17 protein-coding genes are annotated in these 19,365 nt (G+C 70.2%); 8 read left to right on the top strand and 9 right to left on the bottom strand.

Annotation, left to right across the window (positions count from 1 at the left end; all coding sequences use genetic code 11):
• The first annotated feature begins 113 nt into the window (after positions 1–113).
• Positions 114–2,507 carry a transglycosylase domain-containing protein gene (locus AQI70_RS17220; RefSeq protein WP_062150419.1) on the top strand — a complete coding sequence of 798 codons (2,394 nt, stop codon included), beginning with the start codon at positions 114–116 and terminating at the stop codon, positions 2,505–2,507.
• A gap of 83 nt (positions 2,508–2,590) precedes the next feature.
• Positions 2,591–3,013, top strand: coding sequence for a hypothetical protein (locus AQI70_RS17215; protein ID WP_062150416.1), 423 nt, complete (start codon positions 2,591–2,593; stop codon positions 3,011–3,013).
• Positions 3,014–3,087: 74 nt separating this feature from the next.
• Here AQI70_RS17215 and AQI70_RS17210 read toward each other — a convergent pair whose 3' ends face one another.
• The 4 genes from AQI70_RS17210 to AQI70_RS17195 all read right to left on the bottom strand — a co-directional run bounded on the left by AQI70_RS17210 (position 3,088) and on the right by AQI70_RS17195 (position 9,637).
• A complete protein-coding gene (locus AQI70_RS17210; protein ID WP_208607386.1) occupies positions 3,088–5,214 on the bottom strand; it encodes an ATP-binding SpoIIE family protein phosphatase in 2,127 nt (708 codons plus the stop codon).
• A gap of 277 nt (positions 5,215–5,491) precedes the next feature.
• Entirely contained in the window at positions 5,492–6,187 is a 696-nt protein-coding gene (fomD, locus tag AQI70_RS17205) for a cytidylyl-2-hydroxypropylphosphonate hydrolase (protein ID WP_062150408.1), read from the bottom strand.
• Between the two features lie 83 nt (positions 6,188–6,270).
• The gene (locus tag AQI70_RS17200; RefSeq protein ID WP_062150405.1) at positions 6,271–7,656 is read right to left on the bottom strand and encodes a class II fumarate hydratase; all 1,386 of its coding nucleotides are present in this window, start codon (positions 7,654–7,656) and stop codon (positions 6,271–6,273) included.
• A gap of 304 nt (positions 7,657–7,960) precedes the next feature.
• Positions 7,961–9,637 carry a fumarate hydratase gene (locus AQI70_RS17195; protein ID WP_107117016.1) on the bottom strand — a complete coding sequence of 559 codons (1,677 nt, stop codon included), beginning with the start codon at positions 9,635–9,637 and terminating at the stop codon, positions 7,961–7,963.
• Positions 9,638–9,799: 162 nt separating this feature from the next.
• On the opposite strand from AQI70_RS17195, the gene AQI70_RS17190 reads away from it, so the two are divergent.
• Both AQI70_RS17190 and AQI70_RS17185 read left to right on the top strand, forming a co-directional pair.
• Positions 9,800–10,480 (top strand): DUF1707 SHOCT-like domain-containing protein, encoded by a 681-nt coding sequence (locus AQI70_RS17190; RefSeq protein ID WP_062150402.1) that lies wholly within the window; start codon positions 9,800–9,802, stop codon positions 10,478–10,480.
• A 175-nt stretch (positions 10,481–10,655) separates the two neighbouring features.
• Positions 10,656–11,033: a WhiB family transcriptional regulator gene (locus AQI70_RS17185; protein WP_078504059.1), complete on the top strand. Its 378-nt coding sequence runs from the start codon at positions 10,656–10,658 to the stop codon at positions 11,031–11,033.
• Positions 11,034–11,105: 72 nt separating this feature from the next.
• On the opposite strand, the gene glpX is transcribed toward AQI70_RS17185, so the two are convergent.
• Positions 11,106–12,140 carry a class II fructose-bisphosphatase gene (gene glpX, locus AQI70_RS17180; protein ID WP_062150399.1) on the bottom strand — a complete coding sequence of 345 codons (1,035 nt, stop codon included), beginning with the start codon at positions 12,138–12,140 and terminating at the stop codon, positions 11,106–11,108.
• A gap of 127 nt (positions 12,141–12,267) precedes the next feature.
• Between glpX and AQI70_RS17175 the strand changes: the two genes are divergently transcribed.
• Complete coding sequence (locus tag AQI70_RS17175) at positions 12,268–12,789, top strand: DUF4245 domain-containing protein (protein WP_062150397.1); 522 nt, start codon at positions 12,268–12,270, stop codon at positions 12,787–12,789.
• Positions 12,790–12,856: 67 nt separating this feature from the next.
• Here AQI70_RS17175 and AQI70_RS17170 read toward each other — a convergent pair whose 3' ends face one another.
• From AQI70_RS17170 to xseA, 3 genes are all read right to left on the bottom strand, one after another.
• Positions 12,857–13,447, bottom strand: coding sequence for a malonic semialdehyde reductase (locus AQI70_RS17170; RefSeq protein ID WP_003998261.1), 591 nt, complete (start codon positions 13,445–13,447; stop codon positions 12,857–12,859).
• Positions 13,448–13,596: 149 nt separating this feature from the next.
• A complete protein-coding gene (locus AQI70_RS17165; RefSeq protein ID WP_062150394.1) occupies positions 13,597–13,842 on the bottom strand; it encodes an exodeoxyribonuclease VII small subunit in 246 nt (81 codons plus the stop codon).
• Between the two features lie 9 nt (positions 13,843–13,851).
• Entirely contained in the window at positions 13,852–15,072 is a 1,221-nt protein-coding gene (xseA, locus tag AQI70_RS17160; protein ID WP_062150387.1) for an exodeoxyribonuclease VII large subunit, read from the bottom strand.
• A 156-nt stretch (positions 15,073–15,228) separates the two neighbouring features.
• Here xseA and AQI70_RS17155 point away from each other — a divergent pair, with 156 nt between their 5' ends.
• Together AQI70_RS17155 and ppgK are read left to right on the top strand one after the other, a co-directional pair.
• Complete coding sequence (locus tag AQI70_RS17155) at positions 15,229–16,236, top strand: 4-hydroxy-3-methylbut-2-enyl diphosphate reductase (RefSeq protein ID WP_107117015.1); 1,008 nt, start codon at positions 15,229–15,231, stop codon at positions 16,234–16,236.
• A gap of 62 nt (positions 16,237–16,298) precedes the next feature.
• The gene (gene ppgK / locus AQI70_RS17150) at positions 16,299–17,048 is read left to right on the top strand and encodes a polyphosphate--glucose phosphotransferase (RefSeq protein ID WP_062150381.1); all 750 of its coding nucleotides are present in this window, start codon (positions 16,299–16,301) and stop codon (positions 17,046–17,048) included.
• A 46-nt stretch (positions 17,049–17,094) separates the two neighbouring features.
• Here ppgK and AQI70_RS37525 read toward each other — a convergent pair whose 3' ends face one another.
• Positions 17,095–17,742 (bottom strand): DUF6542 domain-containing protein, encoded by a 648-nt coding sequence (locus AQI70_RS37525; protein ID WP_079051340.1) that lies wholly within the window; start codon positions 17,740–17,742, stop codon positions 17,095–17,097.
• 356 nt (positions 17,743–18,098) lie between these two features.
• On the opposite strand from AQI70_RS37525, the gene ychF reads away from it, so the two are divergent.
• Entirely contained in the window at positions 18,099–19,187 is a 1,089-nt protein-coding gene (gene ychF, locus AQI70_RS17140; RefSeq protein ID WP_062150378.1) for a redox-regulated ATPase YchF, read from the top strand.
• The last annotated feature ends 178 nt before the right edge of the window (positions 19,188–19,365 follow it).

The following is a 19,365-nucleotide window of genomic DNA, read 5'->3' as shown; positions in this document are numbered from 1 at the left end:
CCGGATCGGCAGTCCTTTGTCACAACTTCCGGTGTTAGCTTTCTGAGCTGACCTGAGCGGCGAACCAGTGTGGCGGGAGCGCACACAAGAGCGAAGCGGAGCTGAACGGACCCATGGGACGAGCGGAAGAGAGACGAGCGCGGCAGCGTGGTGGCCGCCGCGCGGCGCCCCGGCGTTCGTCCGCGGCGCCGTCGGCCGCCGTGGGCGGTGACGCGCCCACCGTGGTGGGCCCGCCCGTCACGGGAGGCCGGGCCGCGGCCCGCCGTGCGGCCAAGGGCGGCGGCAAGGGAGGCGACGGCAAGGGGCGGATACGCCGGCTCTTCACCTGGAAGAAGATCCTCGGCACGTTCCTGGGCGTCTGCCTTCTGGGCATCGGCGGCTTCATCGCGCTCTACCTGTACGTGGACGTGCCCGACAACAACGCGGCCGCCCAGGCCGCCCAGCGCCAGAGCAACGTCTACAAGTACAGCGACGGCGCGGTCCTGGCCCGTGACGGCAAGGTCAACCGCGAGATCGTGGACCTGTCCAAGGTGCCGAAGAAGGTCCGGTACACCTTCGTCGCGGCGGAGAACAAGAGCTTCTACCACGACAGCGGCATCGACCTGAAGGGCACGGCCCGCGGTCTGCTCAACACGCTGATGGGCAAGGGCGCGCAGGGTGGTTCGACGATCACCCAGCAGTACGTCAAGAACTACTACCTCAGCCAGGAACAGACCATCAGCCGCAAGCTCAAGGAGATGGTCATCTCCTTGAAGGTGGACCGGCAGATGTCCAAGGACGACATCCTCGCCGGTTACATCAACACCAGCTACTACGGCCGCGGCGCCTACGGCATCCAGGCCGCCGCCCAGGCCTACTACCGCGTCGACGCCGAGAAGCTGAGTGTCGCGCAGGGCGCGTACCTCGCCGCGCTGCTCCAGGCGCCGAGTCAGTACGACTGGCACGCCGCGTCCGACACCGGCAAGCGCCTGGTGGAGGCCCGCTGGAACTACGTCCTGGACAACATGGTCGAGGAGGGCTGGCTCGACAAGGCCAGCCGCCAGGCCATGCGGTTCCGGCCGCCGCTGGAGCCGAAGCCCACCGCCGGCCTGGCCGGCCAGAAGGGCTATCTGGTCGAGCTCGCCAACCAGCAGCTCATCGACCAGCTGGTGAAGCAGGAGGGCATCCCGCGCTCCCAGGCCGAGGCCGAGGTCGTCGACCAGGGCTGGACCATCACCCTGAACATCGACAAGAAGAAGCAGGCCCAGCTGGAGAAGGCCGTGAAGGCCCAGCTGACCAGCAAGCTCGACCCGAAGAAGCGCAAGGTCGACGCCAACGTCCAGGCCGGCGCGGTCTCCGTCGACCCCAAGACGGGCAAGGTCGTCGCCCTGTACGGCGGCGTGGACTACTTCAAGCACTACACGAGCAACGCGACCCGCGCCGACTACCAGCCCGCCTCGACGTTCAAGCCGGTGATCCTCGCCGCCGCCCTGGAGGAGAACGCCCAGACCCAGGACGGCAAGCCGATCACCGCGAACACCATCTACGACGGCACCAGCAAGCGGCCGGTGGTGGACAACGGCAGCAAGGTCGGGTTCGCCCCCGAGAACGAGGACGACCGCAACTACGGCGACATCACCGTCCAGACGGCGATGAACAAGTCCGTGAACTCCGTCTTCGCGCAGATGGGCGTCGACGTCGGCATGAAGAACGTCCTGGACGTGGCCGGCAAGCTCGGCATGGACACCACCAACCTGCAGGCCGTACCCGCGCAGACCCTGGGCACCATGGGCGCGAGCCCGCTGCAGATGGCCGGGGTGTACGCCACCCTCGACAACCACGGCAAGCAGGTCACCCCGAGCATCATCAAGACCGCCGAGCACAACAGCAAGGCGGTCACGATGCCCGACCCGATCGGCGAGCAGGTCATCAGCCGCGAGGCCGCGGACAGCGTGACCTCGGTGCTGACGGGCGTGGTCGACGACGGTACGGCCCAGCAGGCCGTGGCGAACAACCCCAAGCGGGACGGTCAGAAGGTGGCCGGCAAGACGGGTACGTCCGACGACAACAAGTCGGCCTGGTTCACCGGCTACACACCCGACCTGGTCACCTCGGTGGGCCTGTTCGGCGAGGACGAGAAGACCCGCGCCCAGACCAAGATGTACGGCGCCGGCGGCGAGGAACGCGTCAACGGCGGTGGCTTCCCGGCGGAGATCTGGGCGGCGTACATGTTCGGCGTGACCAACGGGGACGCCGAGTTCGACCTGGACACCGACCAGGGCGCCGCCGTCCAGCCGACCTGGACGCCGACGCCGACTCCGACGCCGACGACGAAGGAGCCGACGGAGGAGCCGACGACCGAGGAGCCTTCCGAGACGCCTACCACCGAGGAGCCTTCGGAGACGCCTACCACCGAGGAGCCTTCGGAGACGCCGACGACCGAGGAACCGACGCTGGATCCGACGGCCCAGCCGACGGACGACCCCACGTTGGACCCGGTCAGACCCGGCAACGGTCAGCAGCGGTGAGAAGGGCGCCCGGCGGCAGGCCGGGCGCCCTTCTCGTACGATCGGACGATCGCAATGATCGACTGATTCGTCAGGGGGATTTCGTGTTACGAGCAGCCGCACTCGTGCTCGGCGCCGTCATGCTTGCCGCAACTGCCGCCTGCACCACCGAGGACAGCGCGAAGCCGGACAGGAACGCGGTGCTGGAGACCCTGCCGGCGGACCCGGACGAGGCGCGGTCGAAGAAGACCGCGCAGGAGTTCCGGGACTGGGTGGCCGAGCACGGGGACGCGCAGGAGAAGAGCGCGGTGCGGCGGGTCGTCCGGGTCCTCGGTGAGGGGGACGAGCCCACCGGTGACGCCTACGTCTCCACGGACATCAACGGCGGGAAGACCCAGGTGAAGGACCCGCTGGCGGCCGCGCAGGCCGTCGCCCGGGCCTTTGCCGACTGGAAGGCCGCGGAACAGGGCCGGGTGTCGGTGTACGACGTGTTCGGCAACGCGGTCGTCACCGGCCACGAGTTCTGAACCGGCCACGTCGTCCGACGGGCTGGCGAGGGCCGGTCCCCGCAACCGGGAACCGGCCCTCGCCGGGTGCGTGCTCAGCTCCGGTTCAGCTCGAACCAGACCACCTTGCCGGTGCTCAGCCGTGTCGCGCCCCACCGCCGGGCCAGCCGGTTCACCAGGTACAGGCCCCGGCCGCCCTCGTCGGTGGCCCTCGCCTGCCGCAGCCGCGGCAGCTGGGGCACGTCGTCGCCGACCTCGCAGCGCAGGACGTCGGTGCGCAGCAGACGCAGGGTCACCGGGCGGGAGGCGTAGCGGACGGCGTTGGTCACGACCTCGCTGACCAGCAGCTCGACCGAGTCGGTGAGTTCCTCCAGACCCCAGCGGGCCAGGGCACGCCGGGCCAGCCGGCGGGCCCGGCCCGGCGCCGCGTCCTCCGGCTCCAGGAACCAGTACGCCACGTCGCTCGGCGCGATCCCGTCGAAGCGGGCGGCGAGCAGCGCAATGTCGTCGTCCCGGTCGCCCGGGCCGAGCATGTCCAGCACCTCGTCGCAGAGGGCTTCCAGGGGCGGCGGATGGTCGGGTCCGGTGAGCTGGGCGGTGGCGGCCAGCTTCTCGCGCAGCTGCTCTATGCCGGTCCAGACGTCGCGCAGCCGGGACTCGACCAGGCCGTCGGTGTAGAGGAGCAGGGTCGCCCCGGCCGGCGCGTCCAGCTCCACGGCCTCGAAGTCGACGCCGCCCACGCCGATCGGCGCGCCCGCCGGCACCCGCAGCACCTCCGCCCGGCCGCCCAGGTGCAGCAGAACGGGCGGCGGATGGCCGGCGTTGGCGATGGTGATGCGGTGCGAGACGGGGTCGTAGACGGCGTACAGGCAGGTCGCCATGCGGTCGGTGCCCAGCCGCTGGGCCTGCTCGTCGAGGTGGTGCAGGACCTCCTGCGGGGGCAGATCGAGCCCGGCGAGGGTCTGGGCCGTGGTGCGCAGCTGGCCCATGATCGCCGCCGACGTCATGGAGTGGCCCATGACGTCACCGACCACCAGGGCGACCCGGCTGCCCGGCAGAGGGATGGCGTCGTACCAGTCACCGCCCACCCGCGCGGTCTCGGCGGCCGGGAGGTAGCGCGAGGCGAGCCGTACGCCGGTCGGACGCGGCAGCGTCTCCGGCAGCATCGTCCGCTGCAACTCGTCGGCGATGTACGCCTCACGGCCGTACAGCACCGCCTTGTCGATGCCGAGCGCGCTGTGCGTGGCGAGCTGGGCGGCGACCAGGAGGTCGTCCGGCTCGAAGGCCAGACGGTCCGGGCGGCGCAGGAACACCGCGGCGCCGATGACTCGGCGGCGGCCACGCAGCGGGGCGAGGATCGCGCGCTGACCGTCGGGGATGATCGACTCGCCGTCCTCGCCGAGGAGTTCCGGCAGGGCGGCGCGGGCGGCGGGCGCGTCGGCGAAGACCGGCCGTACGCCGCGCAGCACCTCGGCGAGCGCGCCGCCGGGCCGCACCTCGCACAGTTCGGCGGTGAGGCTGGACAGTTCGGACAGCTCGGTCGGCTCCGGCTGCTGCTGTGCAGCCATGAAGCCGCCCTCGGTGTCCCGCTCCTCCGGGATGCGGTCGGTGCGGCGCAGCCGCAGCACGACGGGCCCGGTCGGCCGCTCGTCGCCGACCGGCAGCGGGTCGCGCAGATAGACGAGGATCGCGTCGGAGAAGGTCGGCACGGTCGCCCGGCACAGCCCCATCACGATCTCGTCCAGGTCGATGCCGCGGGCGATGCGCCGGGTGGCGGCGCCCACGAAGCGCAGCCGGTCGCCGTCCCGCCGCATCGGCGTGGGCCGCCCCGGCGGCAGCCCCTGCCCGGTGCGCCGCTCGGCGGACGTCTGCGGCGGCTCAGCGCCCGGCTGGGGCGGGATGGCCTCCGGAACGGGCCGCGGCCGGTGGGTGTCGGGCTCGGCGGCGACGGAGGGCTGCGAGTGCTCGGGGCCGTTGCCGGCGATGTCTGAGGGCTCCTTGCTCGGGCCGGACGGCGCGGTGGTGCCCGGCGTGGAAGGGGTCTCTCCGGTGCGTGCCTGTGGGGGTAAGGCGGTGCCGCCGGCGGAGATGTGCGGCGGCGTGGAGTGCGTCGTCGACGGTGTCGAGGTACGCACGAGCGCCCCGCGGGGCTCCGCGGGGTCGACGCCCGTCTCGGGGCGCTCGAAGGAGGTCGGCTGCTCCGTCACGCCTTTCGAATCCATCCGTCCGGGGCTGCGCGCCATGCGTGCAGTTCGTCCCGTCGAGATTCCGATACCCGGAATACGTGCCCCAGGAACGGAATTCCCGCGTGGCCAGAGGCAGTTCCTGTGCCGCCGGTGGACGGCCCGCCGCTACCGGCATCGCCCTGGTAACCCTCGCTCACGTCCTGCCGCCCCTCGGTGACGATCGGTCAAGCCCTGCGCGCACTCCGGCAGTTGCCCCTGCGCGCCCTTGCGGAGGACGATCCTACGTTTCTTGCCCGGGGGCGCATCAAGGGTCTCATGAGGACATGTGCGCGGGCGTGCGGTCCCAGTCCTCAGGCAAAGAAGGTACAGCCCAGGAGGGGTCCGGGCGCCAGTGCTGCCAGCCGTCCGAGAACGGCGGGCCCCAGGCGCGGATCACCTCCACCGCGCCGCGCCCCGCCTCCCGCACCCGCGCGGCGAGCCGGTCGTCCATCAGCCCGTCCCGCGTGGCCTGCGCGAACTCGTCCTCGTCCCGCCAGTGCCAACTGCGGTCCGGGTGCACGGAGATGTCGAGGAAGTGGTCCTCGGAGTCCACCCCGCCCGCCCAACGGACCAGCGGCTCCTCAAGGTTCACGTACCAGTTCTTGAACTGCCACCCGGGCTCCCAGAACAACCACACCGACCACGGCTGGCCCGGCCGCGCCAGTTTCAGCACACCGGTCCCGAACCACCGGTCGCGCTGGACGGAACGCGGCTTGGTGTACCGGCTCTCAAGCGGCTCCAGGTGGACGGGCGTTCCGTCGGCGAGCACCGGCCTGACGCACTCCGTCCCCGGGGCCAGCCATACGGCGAGTATCTCCTCGTCGTCCCGTACGACGGTGACGGGGCGCGCGATGTGGAAGTGCCGGCCGGCGTTCTCCCGGTACCGCCACAGGATCTGCGTCCCGGGGGCCCAGGATCCCGTCGCCCCGCCCGCTTCCGCTTCCGTCGTCACCGCTCCGCCGTCTGCCATGAACAGATATTAGGTGCCACAGGCATACGACGCTGCGGCGCCCGTGATGGTTCTCGCCGCAGCGCCGACCGCGCGGGAACTCGTTACGGCCGTGTCATCCGCAGGACATCGAGGGCCGCGTCCAACTGCTCGACCGTGAGGTCACCACGCTCCACGTACCCGCTCTCCAGGACGACCTGGCGGATCGTCTTCCGCTCCGCGAGAGCCTTCTTGGCGACCTTCGCGGCCTCCTCGTACCCGATGTACTTGTTGAGCGGCGTGACGACGGAGGGCGACGACTCGGCGTATTCCCGGGCCCGTTCGCGGTGGGCGACGATGCCGTCGACGGTCCGGTCGGCCAGCAGCCGGGAGGCGTTGGCGAGCAGCCGGATGGACTCCAGGACGTTCTTCGCGATGACCGGAAGCATCACGTTCAGCTCGAAGTTGCCCGCCGCTCCGGCCGTGGCCACGGTGGCGTCGTTGCCGATGACCTGCGCGGCGACCATGAGAACGGCCTCCGGAACGACCGGGTTGACCTTGCCGGGCATGATCGAGGACCCCGGCTGGAGATCGGGCAGGGAGATCTCGGCGAGCCCGGTACGCGGCCCGGACGACATCCAGCGCAGATCGTTGGCGATCTTCGTGAGCCCAACGGCGATGGTCCGCAGCTGCCCACTGGTCTCGACGATGCCGTCCCGCGCGCCCTGCGCCTCGAAGTGGTCCCGCGCCTCGGTGAGCGGCAGCCCGGTGGCGCGGGCCACCTCCTCGATGACGGCGGCGGAGAAGCCGGGAGGTGTGTTGATGCCGGTGCCGACGGCCGTACCGCCGAGGGGGAGTTCGGCGAGGCGGGGGAGCGAGGCGCCCAGCCGCTCGACGCCGTACCGCACCTGGGCGGCGTACCCGCCGAACTCCTGCCCCAGCGTCACGGGCGTGGCGTCCATGAGATGGGTCCGCCCCGACTTCACGACGTCGGCGAACTCCTCGGCCTTGCGCTCCAGGGAGGCGGCGAGGTGCTCCAGCGCCGGGACGAGATCGCGGGTGACGGCGGCGGTGGCGGCGATGTGGATGGAGGAGGGGAAGACGTCGTTGGACGACTGGGACGCGTTGACGTGGTCGTTGGGGTGGACGTCCCGTCCGAGGCGCTCGCTCGCGAGGGTGGCGATCACCTCGTTGGTGTTCATGTTGGACGAGGTCCCCGACCCGGTCTGGAACACGTCGACGGGGAAGTGCTCGTCCCACCGCCCCTCGGCGACCTCTTGGGAAGCTTCCTGGATCGCCTCGGCGACGTCCTTGTCGAGCACCCCGAGCCGCGCGTTCACCTTGGCGGCGGCGCCCTTGATGCGGGCGAGGGCCTCGATGTGGGCGCGCTCGATGCGCTGGCCCGAGATGGGGAAGTTCTCGACGGCACGCTGGGTCTGGGCGCGCCACTTCGCTTCGGCGGGGACTCGTACCTCGCCCATGGAGTCGTGCTCGATGCGGTAGTCGCTCATACCCGGTACAGCGTGGGGGTGGGTGCGGTTGTTCCGGGGGTTGGTCCGCTCGGGGGAGGCTTTCTCGCCCCCGCCGCCCCTACCCGTCCCATCCCTGGGGGCTGCCACCCCCAGACCCCCCCTTCGGCCCTGAAGGGGCCTCGTCCTCAAACGCCGGACGGGCTGAAAAACCAGCCCCTCCGGCGTTTGAGGAGCGGGGGTCCAGGGGGCGGAGCCCCCTGGCGGGGTCGCAGGGGCGGAGCCCCTGGGGGATGGGACGGGTAGGGGCGGCGGGGGCGAAAACCGTCCCGCCGCACCCGAGGTGCTACGCCAGCCCGGGCCCCCGCACCGGAATCGACGTGAACGTCGGCTCAGGCGCCGGATCCTGGAAGAAGTCGTTGCCCTTGTCGTCGACCACGATGAACGCCGGGAAGTCCTCCACCTCGATCTTCCACACGGCCTCCATGCCGAGCTCCTCGTACTCGACGACCTCGACCTTCTTGATGCAGTCCTGGGCGAGCCGGGCCGCAGGCCCGCCGATGGACCCCAGATAGAACCCGCCGTGGGCGTTGCACGCGTCGGTGACCTGCTTGCTGCGGTTGCCCTTGGCCAGCATGACCTTGGAGCCGCCCGCCGCCTGGAACTGCTCGACGTAGGAGTCCATGCGGCCGGCGGTCGTGGGCCCGAAGGAACCGGACGCATAGCCCTCCGGCGTCTTGGCCGGCCCCGCGTAGTACACCGGGTGGTCCTTCAGGTACTGCGGCATCTCCTCACCCGCGTCCAGCCGCTCCTTGATCTTGGCATGCGCGATGTCGCGGGCCACGACCAGCGGCCCGGTCAGCGAAAGCCGCGTCTTCACCGGGTACTTGGTCAGCTCGGCGAGGATCTCGTCCATCGGCTGGTTGAGGTCGATCTTGACGACGTCGCCGTCCGACTCCAGGTGCTCGTCGGTCGTCTCCGGCAGGAACCGCGCCGGGTCCGTCTCCAGCTGCTCCAGGAAGACACCCTCCGCCGTGATCTTCGCGACGGCCTGACGGTCGGCGGAGCAGGACACGGCGATCGCGACGGGACACGACGCACCGTGCCGCGGCAGCCGCACCACCCGCACGTCGTGGCAGAAGTACTTGCCGCCGAACTGCGCCCCGATCCCGATCTTCTGCGTCAGCTCGAAGACCTTCTCCTCCAGCTCCTTGTCCCGGAAGCCGTGCCCGAGCGGCGAGCCCTCGGCCGGGATCTCGTCCAGGTAGTGGGCGGAGGCGTACTTCGCGGTCTTCAGCGCGTACTCGGCGGACGTACCGCCCACGACGATCGCCAGGTGGTACGGCGGGCAGGCGGCCGTACCCAGCGAACGGATCTTCTCCTCCAGGAACTTCATCATGGAGGCCTCGTTCAGGACGGCCTTCGTCTCCTGGTACAGGAAGGACTTGTTGGCCGAGCCGCCGCCCTTCGCCATGAAGAGGAACTTGTAGGCGCCGCCGTCGGTGGCGTACAGCTCGATCTGGGCCGGCAGGTTCGAGCCGGTGTTCTTCTCCTCCCACATGGTGAGCGGAGCCATCTGCGAGTAGCGGAGGTTGAGCTTGGTGTACGCGTCGTAGACGCCGCGGCTGAGGGCCTCCTCGTCCCCGCCCTCGGTCAGCACGTTCTGTCCGCGCTTGCCCATCACGATCGCCGTGCCGGTGTCCTGGCACATCGGCAGCACGCCCGCCGCCGCGATGTTCGCGTTCTTCAGCAGGTCCAGGGCGACGAACTTGTCGTTGCTCGACGCCTCGGGGTCGTCGATGATGCGCCGCAGCTGCGCCAGGTGGGCCGGCCGCAGATAGTGCTGGATGTCGTGGATGGCCTCCTCGGCCAGCTTGCGCAGCGCCTCGGGCTCCACCTTGAGGAACGTCCGCCCGTCGGCCTCGAAGGTGGAGACACCCTCGGAGGTCACCAGCCGGTACGGGGTGGTGTCCTCTCCCATGGGGAGCAGATCGGTGTACGCGAACTCAGGCATGTCGCCCATTCCTCACTCGACAGACAGCGCGGCTGACCTCCATTGGCAGCGCCCACCAGCGTAGAACCTGCCACTGACGGCGAGCTTGTGAGGTAAGGCTCAGTTCGACGACCGCCGAACGAACCCGCGTGGGGGCTATCGCGATCTATCGTGTTTCGGTACGCTGCTGCGGTGGACCTTCAGAAGCAGACCGCGCCCGCCGCCACCGAGCTCCGCGCCTCCGACGCCGATCGCGACCGGGTCGCCGACATCCTGCGCGACGCCCTGGCCGAGGGCCGCCTCACCGCCGACGAGCACGCCGAGCGCGTGGAGGGCGTGCTGGCCGCCAAGACGGTCGGCGAACTGGATGTCTTCATACGGGACCTGCCCGCCGCCCACGAGCGGCCCGCGCCCTACCTCCGCGCCCCCAGCCGCCCCGCACCCGTCGCGATACCGGCCGACCCCGACGAGAGCGTGGTCGCGGTCTTCAGCGGCGCCGTCCGCAAGGGCCGCTGGCGCGCCGGCCGCCGTATCCATGCGTACGCGCTCTTCGGCAGCGTCGAGATAGACCTCAGCGAGGCGCTCTTCGAGTACCAGCAGGTCGTGATCCGGGCGATCGCGGTCTTCGGCAACGTCGAGGTCCGCGTCCCGGAGAACGTCTCGCTGCGCGGCACGGGAGGCGGTGTGCTCGGCAACTTCGAGGTGGACACCCTCGACGCGGAGGACCCCGAGGCGCCGGTCGTCCACGTCGACGGCTGGGCCGTCCTGGGCAACATCGAGGGCCGGCCGAAGCGCGGGAAGCTCGTCGCGGACATTCTCGACCGTGTGCAGCGCAAGGCCGACAAGAGTTTGCGCAAGCATCTGGATCGTTGACGGTTGTGAATCGGGCCGCCTCTCACCCGGCCTTTCGGGCTTCCAGGGAGCCGTATATCGGCGCGGGGCACCCCCCGAAATCCAGCGGTTCGGAACTGACTGCATAGGCGCGCGTACAGCGGGTAGACCTTGCTGCATCGTCTCTCGCTCGCGAAGCCGTCGTCAGGAGTAGACCGTGCTGCAACCGCCGCATTCGTCCCTGCAGGTAGCTGCCGTTCCGGCCCAGCGGGTGCCAGTGCGAGACAGGGACCAAGACGCCCCATGGCACACAGAAGCCGTGTGCCGGCGCGACGAGGCCGGCCTGTTCTTCGCCCCCTCCAAGGAGCCCACCGCAGCCCGACTCTCCCGCGAGGAGGCGGCCAAGCGCGTCTGCGCCCGCTGCCCGGTCATGGTGGAGTGCCGTGAACACGCCCTGCTCCAGCCCGAGCCGTACGGCGTCTGGGGCGGCCTCACCGCGGCGGAGCGCCGAGTGGTCCTGGCAAGGCGCCGCCGTCGCGAAATGGAACTGAAGAAGGCGGCGCGGGCGGCGAACCGCATAGCGCAGGCGGGTTAAGGACGAAGAAGGGCGCCCCCTCCGCACCGGGGGCGCCCATTTCTGTCGGCCTGTCGGCCCGTCGGCGCTATTTCACTTCGCCCTGTCGAAGTCGATCGCGCTGTAAGCCCGCAGCTTGCTCAGCCGGTGCTCGGAATCGATCCGCCGCACCGTGCCCGACTTCGACCGCATCACGATCGAGTCGGTCGTCGCGGTCTCCGACCGGTAGCGCACGCCCCGCAGCAACTCACCGTCGGTGATGCCGGTGGCGACGAAGAACACGTTGTCCCCGGCGACCAGGTCATCGGTGAGCAGCACCCGGTCCAGGTCGTGCCCGGCGTCGATCGCCCGCTGCCGCTCCTCGTCGTCCTTCGGCCACAGCTTGCCCTGGATGGTTCCGCCGAGGCACTTCACGGCACAGGCCGAGATGATCCCCTCCGGCGTACCGCCGATGCCGAGCAGCATGTCGACGCCGGTGCCCTCACGCAGCGCGTAGATCGAGCCGGCGACATCACCGTCGGAGATCAGCTTGATGCGCGCACCGGCGTCCCGGATCTCCTTGATGATGCCCTCGTGCCGCGGCCGGTCCAGGATGACGACGGTGACGTCCTCCGGCGTGGACCGCTTGGCCTTGGCCACCCGCCGGATGTTCACGGACACGGGTGCGTTGATGTCGACGAAGTCGGCGGCTTCGGGGCCGGTGACCAGCTTGTCCATGTAGAAGACGGCCGACGGGTCGAACATGGACCCGCGGTCGGCCGCGGCCAGCACGGAGATCGCGTTGGGCATGCCCTTCGCGGTCAGGGTGGTCCCGTCGATCGGGTCGACGGCGATGTCGCACTCGGCCCCGGTCCCGTCGCCGACCCGCTCCCCGTTGAAGAGCATCGGCGCCTCGTCCTTCTCGCCCTCACCGATGACGACGACGCCGTTCATCGACACGGTGTGGACGAGGGTCCGCATGGCGCGCACCGCGGCACCGTCGGCGCCGTTCTTGTCGCCGCGCCCGACCCAGCGGCCCGCGGCCATCGCCGCCGCTTCGGTCACACGGACCAGTTCCAGGGCGAGGTTGCGGTCGGGGGCTTCTCGGGGTACTTCGAGCTCGGACGGCAAATGATGATTCTCGGTCATCGGAGCGCACCTTTCTGATACGACGACGGCCGGATGAGGGTGACGCCCTGACTCTATCCCCGGGCAGCCAGAATGAGCAGGGGGCCCCACGGATGAGCAGGCGGGGGTACCTGCGACGATAGGGGGCGTGGCAGGTACGAACGGTAAGCAGAAGTCGGTCCGCAACATGGTCCTCTCCCTCGGAGTGACCCTGCTCGCGGCGGGAGTCATGTATCTCTTCGTTCCCCATGACGACAGCGCTCCCGACCTGCCGCGGGTCGACTACCGCATCGAGCTGCTGACGGCCCGCCGCGCGGCGTCCTACCCGGTGGCCGCGCCCCAGGGCCTGCCCGAGTCCTGGAAGCCGACCTCCGTCCGCTTCCAGGGCGACGACTTCGACGCCTGGCATCTGGGCTTCCACACCCCCGACGGGCAGTACGTCCAGGTTCAGCAGTCGACCGAGAAGCCGTCGACGTTCATCGACGAGGCCACCCAGGGCGGGCGGGAGACGAAGGTCACCCAGAAGATCGGCGACCGGACGTGGACGCGGTACACGGGTGGCCGGTACGACGCGCTGGTGCACCAGGAGCAGGGCGCGACGACCGTGGTGGCGGGCACGGGCTCGTACGAGCAGCTGACGCGCATGGCGAAGGCCCTGAAGGCGGAGTGACCGCAGGGACGACATGACGAAGGCCCCCGGCGCTGCCGCCGGGGGCCTGCGTCTGGGTGCAGTCGGTTCAGACCGTGGTGACGACCTGGTCGTACGCCAGGCGCGGGGAGCGCGGGTACCAGGCGTCGGGGCCCGGCTTGCCGATGTTGACGACCATCAGCGGGGTGTGGTCGTCGTCCAGGAACTCCTTGCGGACGCCCTCGAAGTCGAAGCCGGTCATCGGGCCGGCGGCGAGACCGGCGGCGCGCACGCCGACGATGAAGTACGCGGCCTGGAGGGCGGCGTTCATACCGGCGGCGCCCTCGCGGGCCGCACGCTCGCTGAAGAAGAGGTCCTTGGCCTGCGGGAAGGCCGGGAAGAGGTGCGGCAGCTCCTCGTGGAACTCGTTGTCCGCGGAGAGGATCGCGACCAGCGGGGCGGCGGCGGTCTTGGCCTGGTTGCCCTCGGCCATGTGCCGCACAAGACGCTCACGGGCCTCGGCGGAGCGGACCAGGGTGATGCGCAGCGGGGTCTGGTTGAAGGCGGTGGGGCCGTACTTGACCAGGTCGTAGATCGCCTGGATCTGCTCCTCGGTCACCGGCTCGTCGGTGAAGGCGTTCGCGGTACGGGCCTCGCGGAAGAGCAGGTCCTGGGCGGCGGGGTCAAGGACGAGAGACATGCGTGAACCTTCTCGATAGGTGCGTCGTGCGTAAGCGGACCGGGGACCGGGGACCGGTTAACGGTGTCGACGGTACGCGAGACAAGTTCAAGCTTCAACAAATAGAATGGTGTCGTGACCCGCTTCACAACACTCACCCCGACGGGGTGCTACGAATCCCCCTCGCCGTCCCCCCGCCCGGCCTCGGCCTCGGCCTCCTCGGCCAGCGCCGCGTCCAGCCGCGCCCGAGCCCCGTCCAGCCAGCGCCGGCACACCTTGGCCAGCTCCTCGCCCCGCTCCCACAGCGCCAGGGACTCCTCCAGCGTCGTACCGCCCGCCTCCAGCCGCCGTACGACCTCGATCAGCTCGTCCCGGGCCTGCTCGTACCCCAGTGCCTCTTCCACCTTGCTGGTCATTCGCCCACCCTATGCATCGGCTCGTGCGTCGACTCGTACGGAGAACTCACCCTCGGCGACCCGCGCCCGCAGCGCCTCGTCCGCCGTCACCTCACCCGGGTCCCGGACCACATGCCCGTCGGCCTTCTGCAGCACCGCATACCCGCGCTTCAGGGTCGCCGCGGGGGAGAGGGCCACCACACGCGCGCGCGTGTGCGTCAGCTCCGACTCGGCGCGGTCGAGGAGATGGCCGAGGCAGCGGCGGCTCCGGTCCAGCAGCGCGGCCACGTGATCGGCGCGTTCGTCGATCATCCGGTGCGGATCCTCTATCGCGGGCCGCGCGAGGGCATGGGCGAGCCCGCGCTCCTCACGCTCGACGAACGCCTCGACGCACCGCCGCGCCCGGTCGCGCAGCATCCGCACCCGCTCGTACTCCTCGCCCACATCCGGTACGACCTTCTTCGCGGCGTCGGTGGGGGTGGAGGCACGCAGGTCGGCGACGTAGTCGAGGAGCGGGTTGTCGGGCTCGTGGCCGATCGCGGAGACGACGGGCGTACGGCAGGAGGCGACGGCCCGGACGAGCTGCTCGTCCGAGAAGGGCAGCAGATCCTCGACGCTGCCGCCCCCACGGGCGACGATGATCACATCCACCGCGTCGATCTCGTCGAGCTCCTTGACCGCCTGCACGACCTGCGGGACGGCGTGCACCCCCTGCACGGGGACGTTGCGCACCTCGAAGCGGACGGCGGGCCAGCGGTGCCGGGCGTTCTCCAGGACGTCCCGCTCGGCGGCCGAGGCCCGTCCGCAGACCAGACCGACGAGCTGGGGCAGGAAGGGCAGCGGCTTCTTCCGCTCCGGCGCGAAGAGTCCCTCGGCGGCGAGCGCCTTCTTCAGCATCTCCAGCCGGGCGAGCAGCTCACCGACGCCGACGGGCCTTATCTCGGCGGCGCGCAGGGAGAGCTGGCCGCGCGGGGCGTACCACTCGGGCTTGGCGAGTACGACGACCCGGGCGCCCTCGCTCACCACGTCGGCGACGGCGTCGAACACCTGCCGGTAGCAGGTCACGCTGACGGAGATGTCGTACGACGGATCCCGCAACGTCAGAAACACCACGCCGGCCCCGGGCCGCCGCGACAACTGCGTGATCTGCCCCTCGACCCACACCGCCCCGAGCCGGTCGATCCACCCCCCGATGAGCCGCGACACCTCACCGACGGGCAGGGGGGATTCGGGAGACGTGTTCACAGCCATGCGCCGAGCGTAACGGCCGCCACCGACAACCAAGGGCTCCGCTTCTCAGTGGCGGTCCCGCCCGTAGCACCGTTTCCCACCCCTCACAGCGCACCATCCGTCTCCCCACGCACCCGGCACCCACGCGATCGTTGACCCGCCCGAACGCCCCCTACGATGGGGTGCATGACTGCTTCGCCTGGCCGCCGTGTCCTGCTCGCCGCCCCCCGTGGCTACTGCGCGGGTGTGGACCGCGCCGTGATCGCCGTCGAGAAAGCCCTGGAGCAGTACGGCGCTCCGGTGTACGTCCGGCACGAGATCGTCCACAACAAGTACGTCGTGCAGACCCTGGAGAAGAAGGGCGCCATCTTCGTCGAGCAGACGGAGGAGGTCCCGCCGGGCAACATCGTCATGTTCTCGGCGCACGGCGTGGCCCCCGTCGTCCACGAAGAGGCCGAGCGAGGCAGGCTCGCCACCATCGACGCGACCTGCCCGCTGGTCACCAAGGTCCACAAGGAAGCCGTCCGCTTCGCCAAGGAGGATTACGACATCCTCCTGATCGGGCACGAGGGCCACGAAGAGGTCATCGGCACGTCCGGCGAGGCCCCCGACCACATCCAGCTCGTCGACGGGCCGAAGGACGTCGCCAAGGTCGAGGTCCGCGATCCCTCGAAGGTGGTGTGGCTGTCGCAGACCACCCTCTCCGTCGACGAGACCATGGAGACCGTCGACGCGCTGAAGGAGAAGTTCCCGCAGCTCATCTCCCCGCCCAGCGACGACATCTGCTACGCCACCCAGAACCGCCAGCTCGCGGTGAAGCAGATGGGCGCCGAGGCCGAGCTGGTCATCGTGGTCGGCTCCCGCAACTCCTCCAACTCCAAGCGGCTGGTGGAGGTCGCCAAGCTCGCCGGCGCGCGCGAGGCGTACCTCGTGGACTTCGCCGACGAGATCGACGAGGCCTGGCTGGAGGGCGTGACCACGGTCGGCGTCACCTCCGGCGCCTCCGTCCCGGAGGTCCTGGTCGAGCAGGTCCTGGAGTGGCTCGCCCAGCGCGGCTACGCGGACGTCGAACTCGTCAAGGCGGCCGAGGAGTCCATCACCTTCTCCCTGCCGAAGGAGCTGCGCCGCGACCTGCGCGAGGAGGCGGCGGCCCTGATCGCCGAGCGCACCGGCTCCGGCGACTGAGGTACGCCGCACCGCCGGTCCTCGCCGTCGTGACCGTCAGTCCTCCGTCGTAACGTAGGGCCATGCAGATCTTCGGCGTGGACATCGGCGGATCCGGGATCAAGGGCGCCCCGGTGGACCTGGACAGGGGCGACCTCGCCCAGGAGCGCTTCAAGGTGCTCACTCCGCAGCCGGCCACGCCCGACGGCGTGGCCGACGGCGTGAAGCAGGTCGTCGAGCACTACGGCTGGACCGGGCCGGTCGGGCTCACCTTCCCCGGCGTGGTCACCGACGGATCCACCATCCGTACGGCGGCGAACGTCGACAGAAGCTGGATCGACACGGACGCGCGCGCGTTGTTCAGCGACCGCCTCGGCGGCCTCCCGGTGACGGTGGTCAACGACGCGGACGCGGCCGGCGTCGCCGAGATGCACTTCGGCGCGGGCCGCGACCGCCGGGGCACCGTGATCCTCCTCACCTTCGGCACGGGCATCGGCAGCGCGCTGTTCATCGACGGCGCCCTGGTCCCCAACACCGAGCTGGGCCACCTCGAACTCCATGGCCATGACGCCGAGAAGCGCGCCTCCAGCAAGGCCAGGGAGGACGAGGAGCTGAGCTGGGAGCACTGGGCCCGCCGCGTCCAGAAGTACCTCGCCCATGTCGAGATGCTGTTCTCCCCGGAGCTGTTCATCATCGGCGGCGGGGTGAGCCGGAAGTCCCACAAGTTCCTGCACCACATCGAGGGCATCAAGGCGGAGATCGTCCCGGCCCAGCTGCAGAACAACGCGGGGATCGTCGGGGCGGCGATGCGGGCGGCGGAGAAGGACGGCTAGGCACCGCGACGCCGGGATGATCCAAACGACAGGGCCCGGCGGGCGGTCACCTGGACCGGCGGCGGGCCGCGGCCCGGCGGGCCAGCAGGCGGATCTTCCGTGCGGTCACGATGAGACCGGCGATCAGCGTCCCCCCGTACAGCCACCCGGCCTGGGTGGCGAGGGCGGTGAAGAGCCCCATCAGGTGCCCGCCGATCCCCCCGCCGCTGTCGGCCACCGGCACCAGCCCCACGGCGAAGGCGATGGGTACCACCACCGGCGCGGTCGCCAGGTCGCCCCTGCGCACCCACACCGCCGTCAGGACGCACACGGGCAGGAACAGCACGCTGTACAGCGTGAGCGACGACCCGAACAGCAGCGAGTCGAGGTAGCCGAGCAGGAGCATCACGGCGCCGCAGAACAGGCCGCCGCCCAGTCCGGTCAGCCGGGGGTTGGGAAACCGGCGCAGGGCCTGTGCCGCGGGGGGCGGTCCGGGGCGCCGTACCGCCGCGGGCGACGGGGCCTTACGGGCCGTACCAGGGCGGCGCTGGGGGACGGGCCGGGTGGAGCGGGCGGGCCGGGGCGGCTGGGCGGGCCTGGAGGACCGGGCGGGCCAGCCGTCCCGGCCCGGACCGCTCCCGCCTCGCGCGAAACCGCCGTCGCCGCGCGCCGCACCGCTCCCGCCTGGAATGAGTCCGCTCCCGCCTCGCTGCATACCGTTTTCACCCCGCCCCGCACCACCACCCCCGCCGCGAGCGACACCCCGCCCGCCCCGCGCCGCCTGCGACGGCAACGGCGTCGGCGTACCGTGTCGCGCTTCGTACCCGGCGGGTCGCGTCCTGTGTGGCTCCACTGGACCAACTTAGGTCGGCTTATGTGCCGAATCGCCCATCAGACACGCCGTGGGGCGGACCTTGGCCATGTGTTCGATACGGCACCGGGGCCGGGCCCGGCACGCCGTAGACTGGTGGATCGGCCCGTGCGTCTGCATCATCTGCACCGAAGATCGAAGAAGGACCGGGGCCCAGCCCAGCCAGCCCTGAAGTCCTCTCACGTACGGGAAGTCGCAACGTGTCGCTCACGATCGGAATCGTCGGTCTGCCGAATGTCGGCAAGTCGACCCTGTTCAACGCCCTGACCAAGAACGACGTGCTGGCGGCCAACTACCCGTTCGCCACGATCGAGCCCAACATCGGAGTGGTCGGTGTCCCCGACGCCCGCCTGACGAAGTTGGCCGAGATCTTCTCCTCGCAGCGCATCCTCCCGGCGACCGTCGACTTCGTCGACATCGCCGGCATCGTGCGCGGCGCCTCCGAGGGCGAGGGCCTGGGCAACAAGTTCCTGGCGAACATCCGTGAGTCCGACGCGATCTGCCAGGTCATCCGCGCCTTCAAGGACGAGAACGTCGTCCATGTCGACGGCAAGGTCTCGCCCAAGGACGACATCGAGACGATCAACACCGAGCTGATCCTCGCGGACCTCCAGACGATCGAGAAGGTCCTGCCCCGCCTCCAGAAGGACTCGCGGATCAAGAAGGACCTCGCGCCGAAGGTGAAGGCCGTCGAGGAGGCCAAGGAGATCCTGGAGAAGGGCGACACCCTCTTCGCCCACGGCATCGTCCAGGGCACCGAGCGCAACGAGCTGCTGCACGACCTGCACCTGCTCACCACCAAGCCCTTCCTCTACGTCTTCAACGTCGACGAGGACGAGCTGATCGACGAGGACTTCAAGAACGAGCAGCGCGCCCTGGTCGCCCCCGCCGAGGCCATCTTCCTCAACGCCAAGCTGGAGTCCGACCTCGCCGAGCTCGACGAGGACGAGGCCCTCGAACTCCTCCAGTCCGTCGGCCAGGACGAGCCCGGCCTCGCCACCCTCGCCCGCGTCGGCTTCAACACCCTCGGCCTGCAGACCTACCTGACGGCCGGCCCCAAGGAATCCCGCGCCTGGACCATCAAGAAGGGCGCCACCGCCCCCGAGGCCGCCGGCGTCATCCACACCGACTTCCAGAAGGGCTTCATCAAGGCGGAGGTCATCTCCTTCACCGACCTGGTGGAGACCGGCTCCGTCGCCGAGGCCCGCGCGAAGGGCAAGGCGCGTATGGAGGGCAAGGACTATGTGATGCAGGACGGGGACGTGGTGGAGTTCCGCTTCAACGTGTGAGCGGATGAAATAACACCACGTCGCTGACCTGGCAAACATGCAAGTCAGAAGGGGCCGGGCTCTCAGGAGCCCGGCCCCTTCATCGATCCCGTGCGACGTCACGGCAGCCCCCTGACCAGCCTCAAGGCGGCGGGCGCGCAGTCATTTTGTAAGTGCCCGGAGCGGAGGATAGGCTCCT

It is taken from the genome of Streptomyces curacoi (assembly GCF_001513975.1).
In the GTDB taxonomy this organism is placed as follows: domain Bacteria; phylum Actinomycetota; class Actinomycetes; order Streptomycetales; family Streptomycetaceae; genus Streptomyces; species Streptomyces curacoi.
This window is presented reverse-complemented; position numbering and strand designations above follow the sequence as displayed.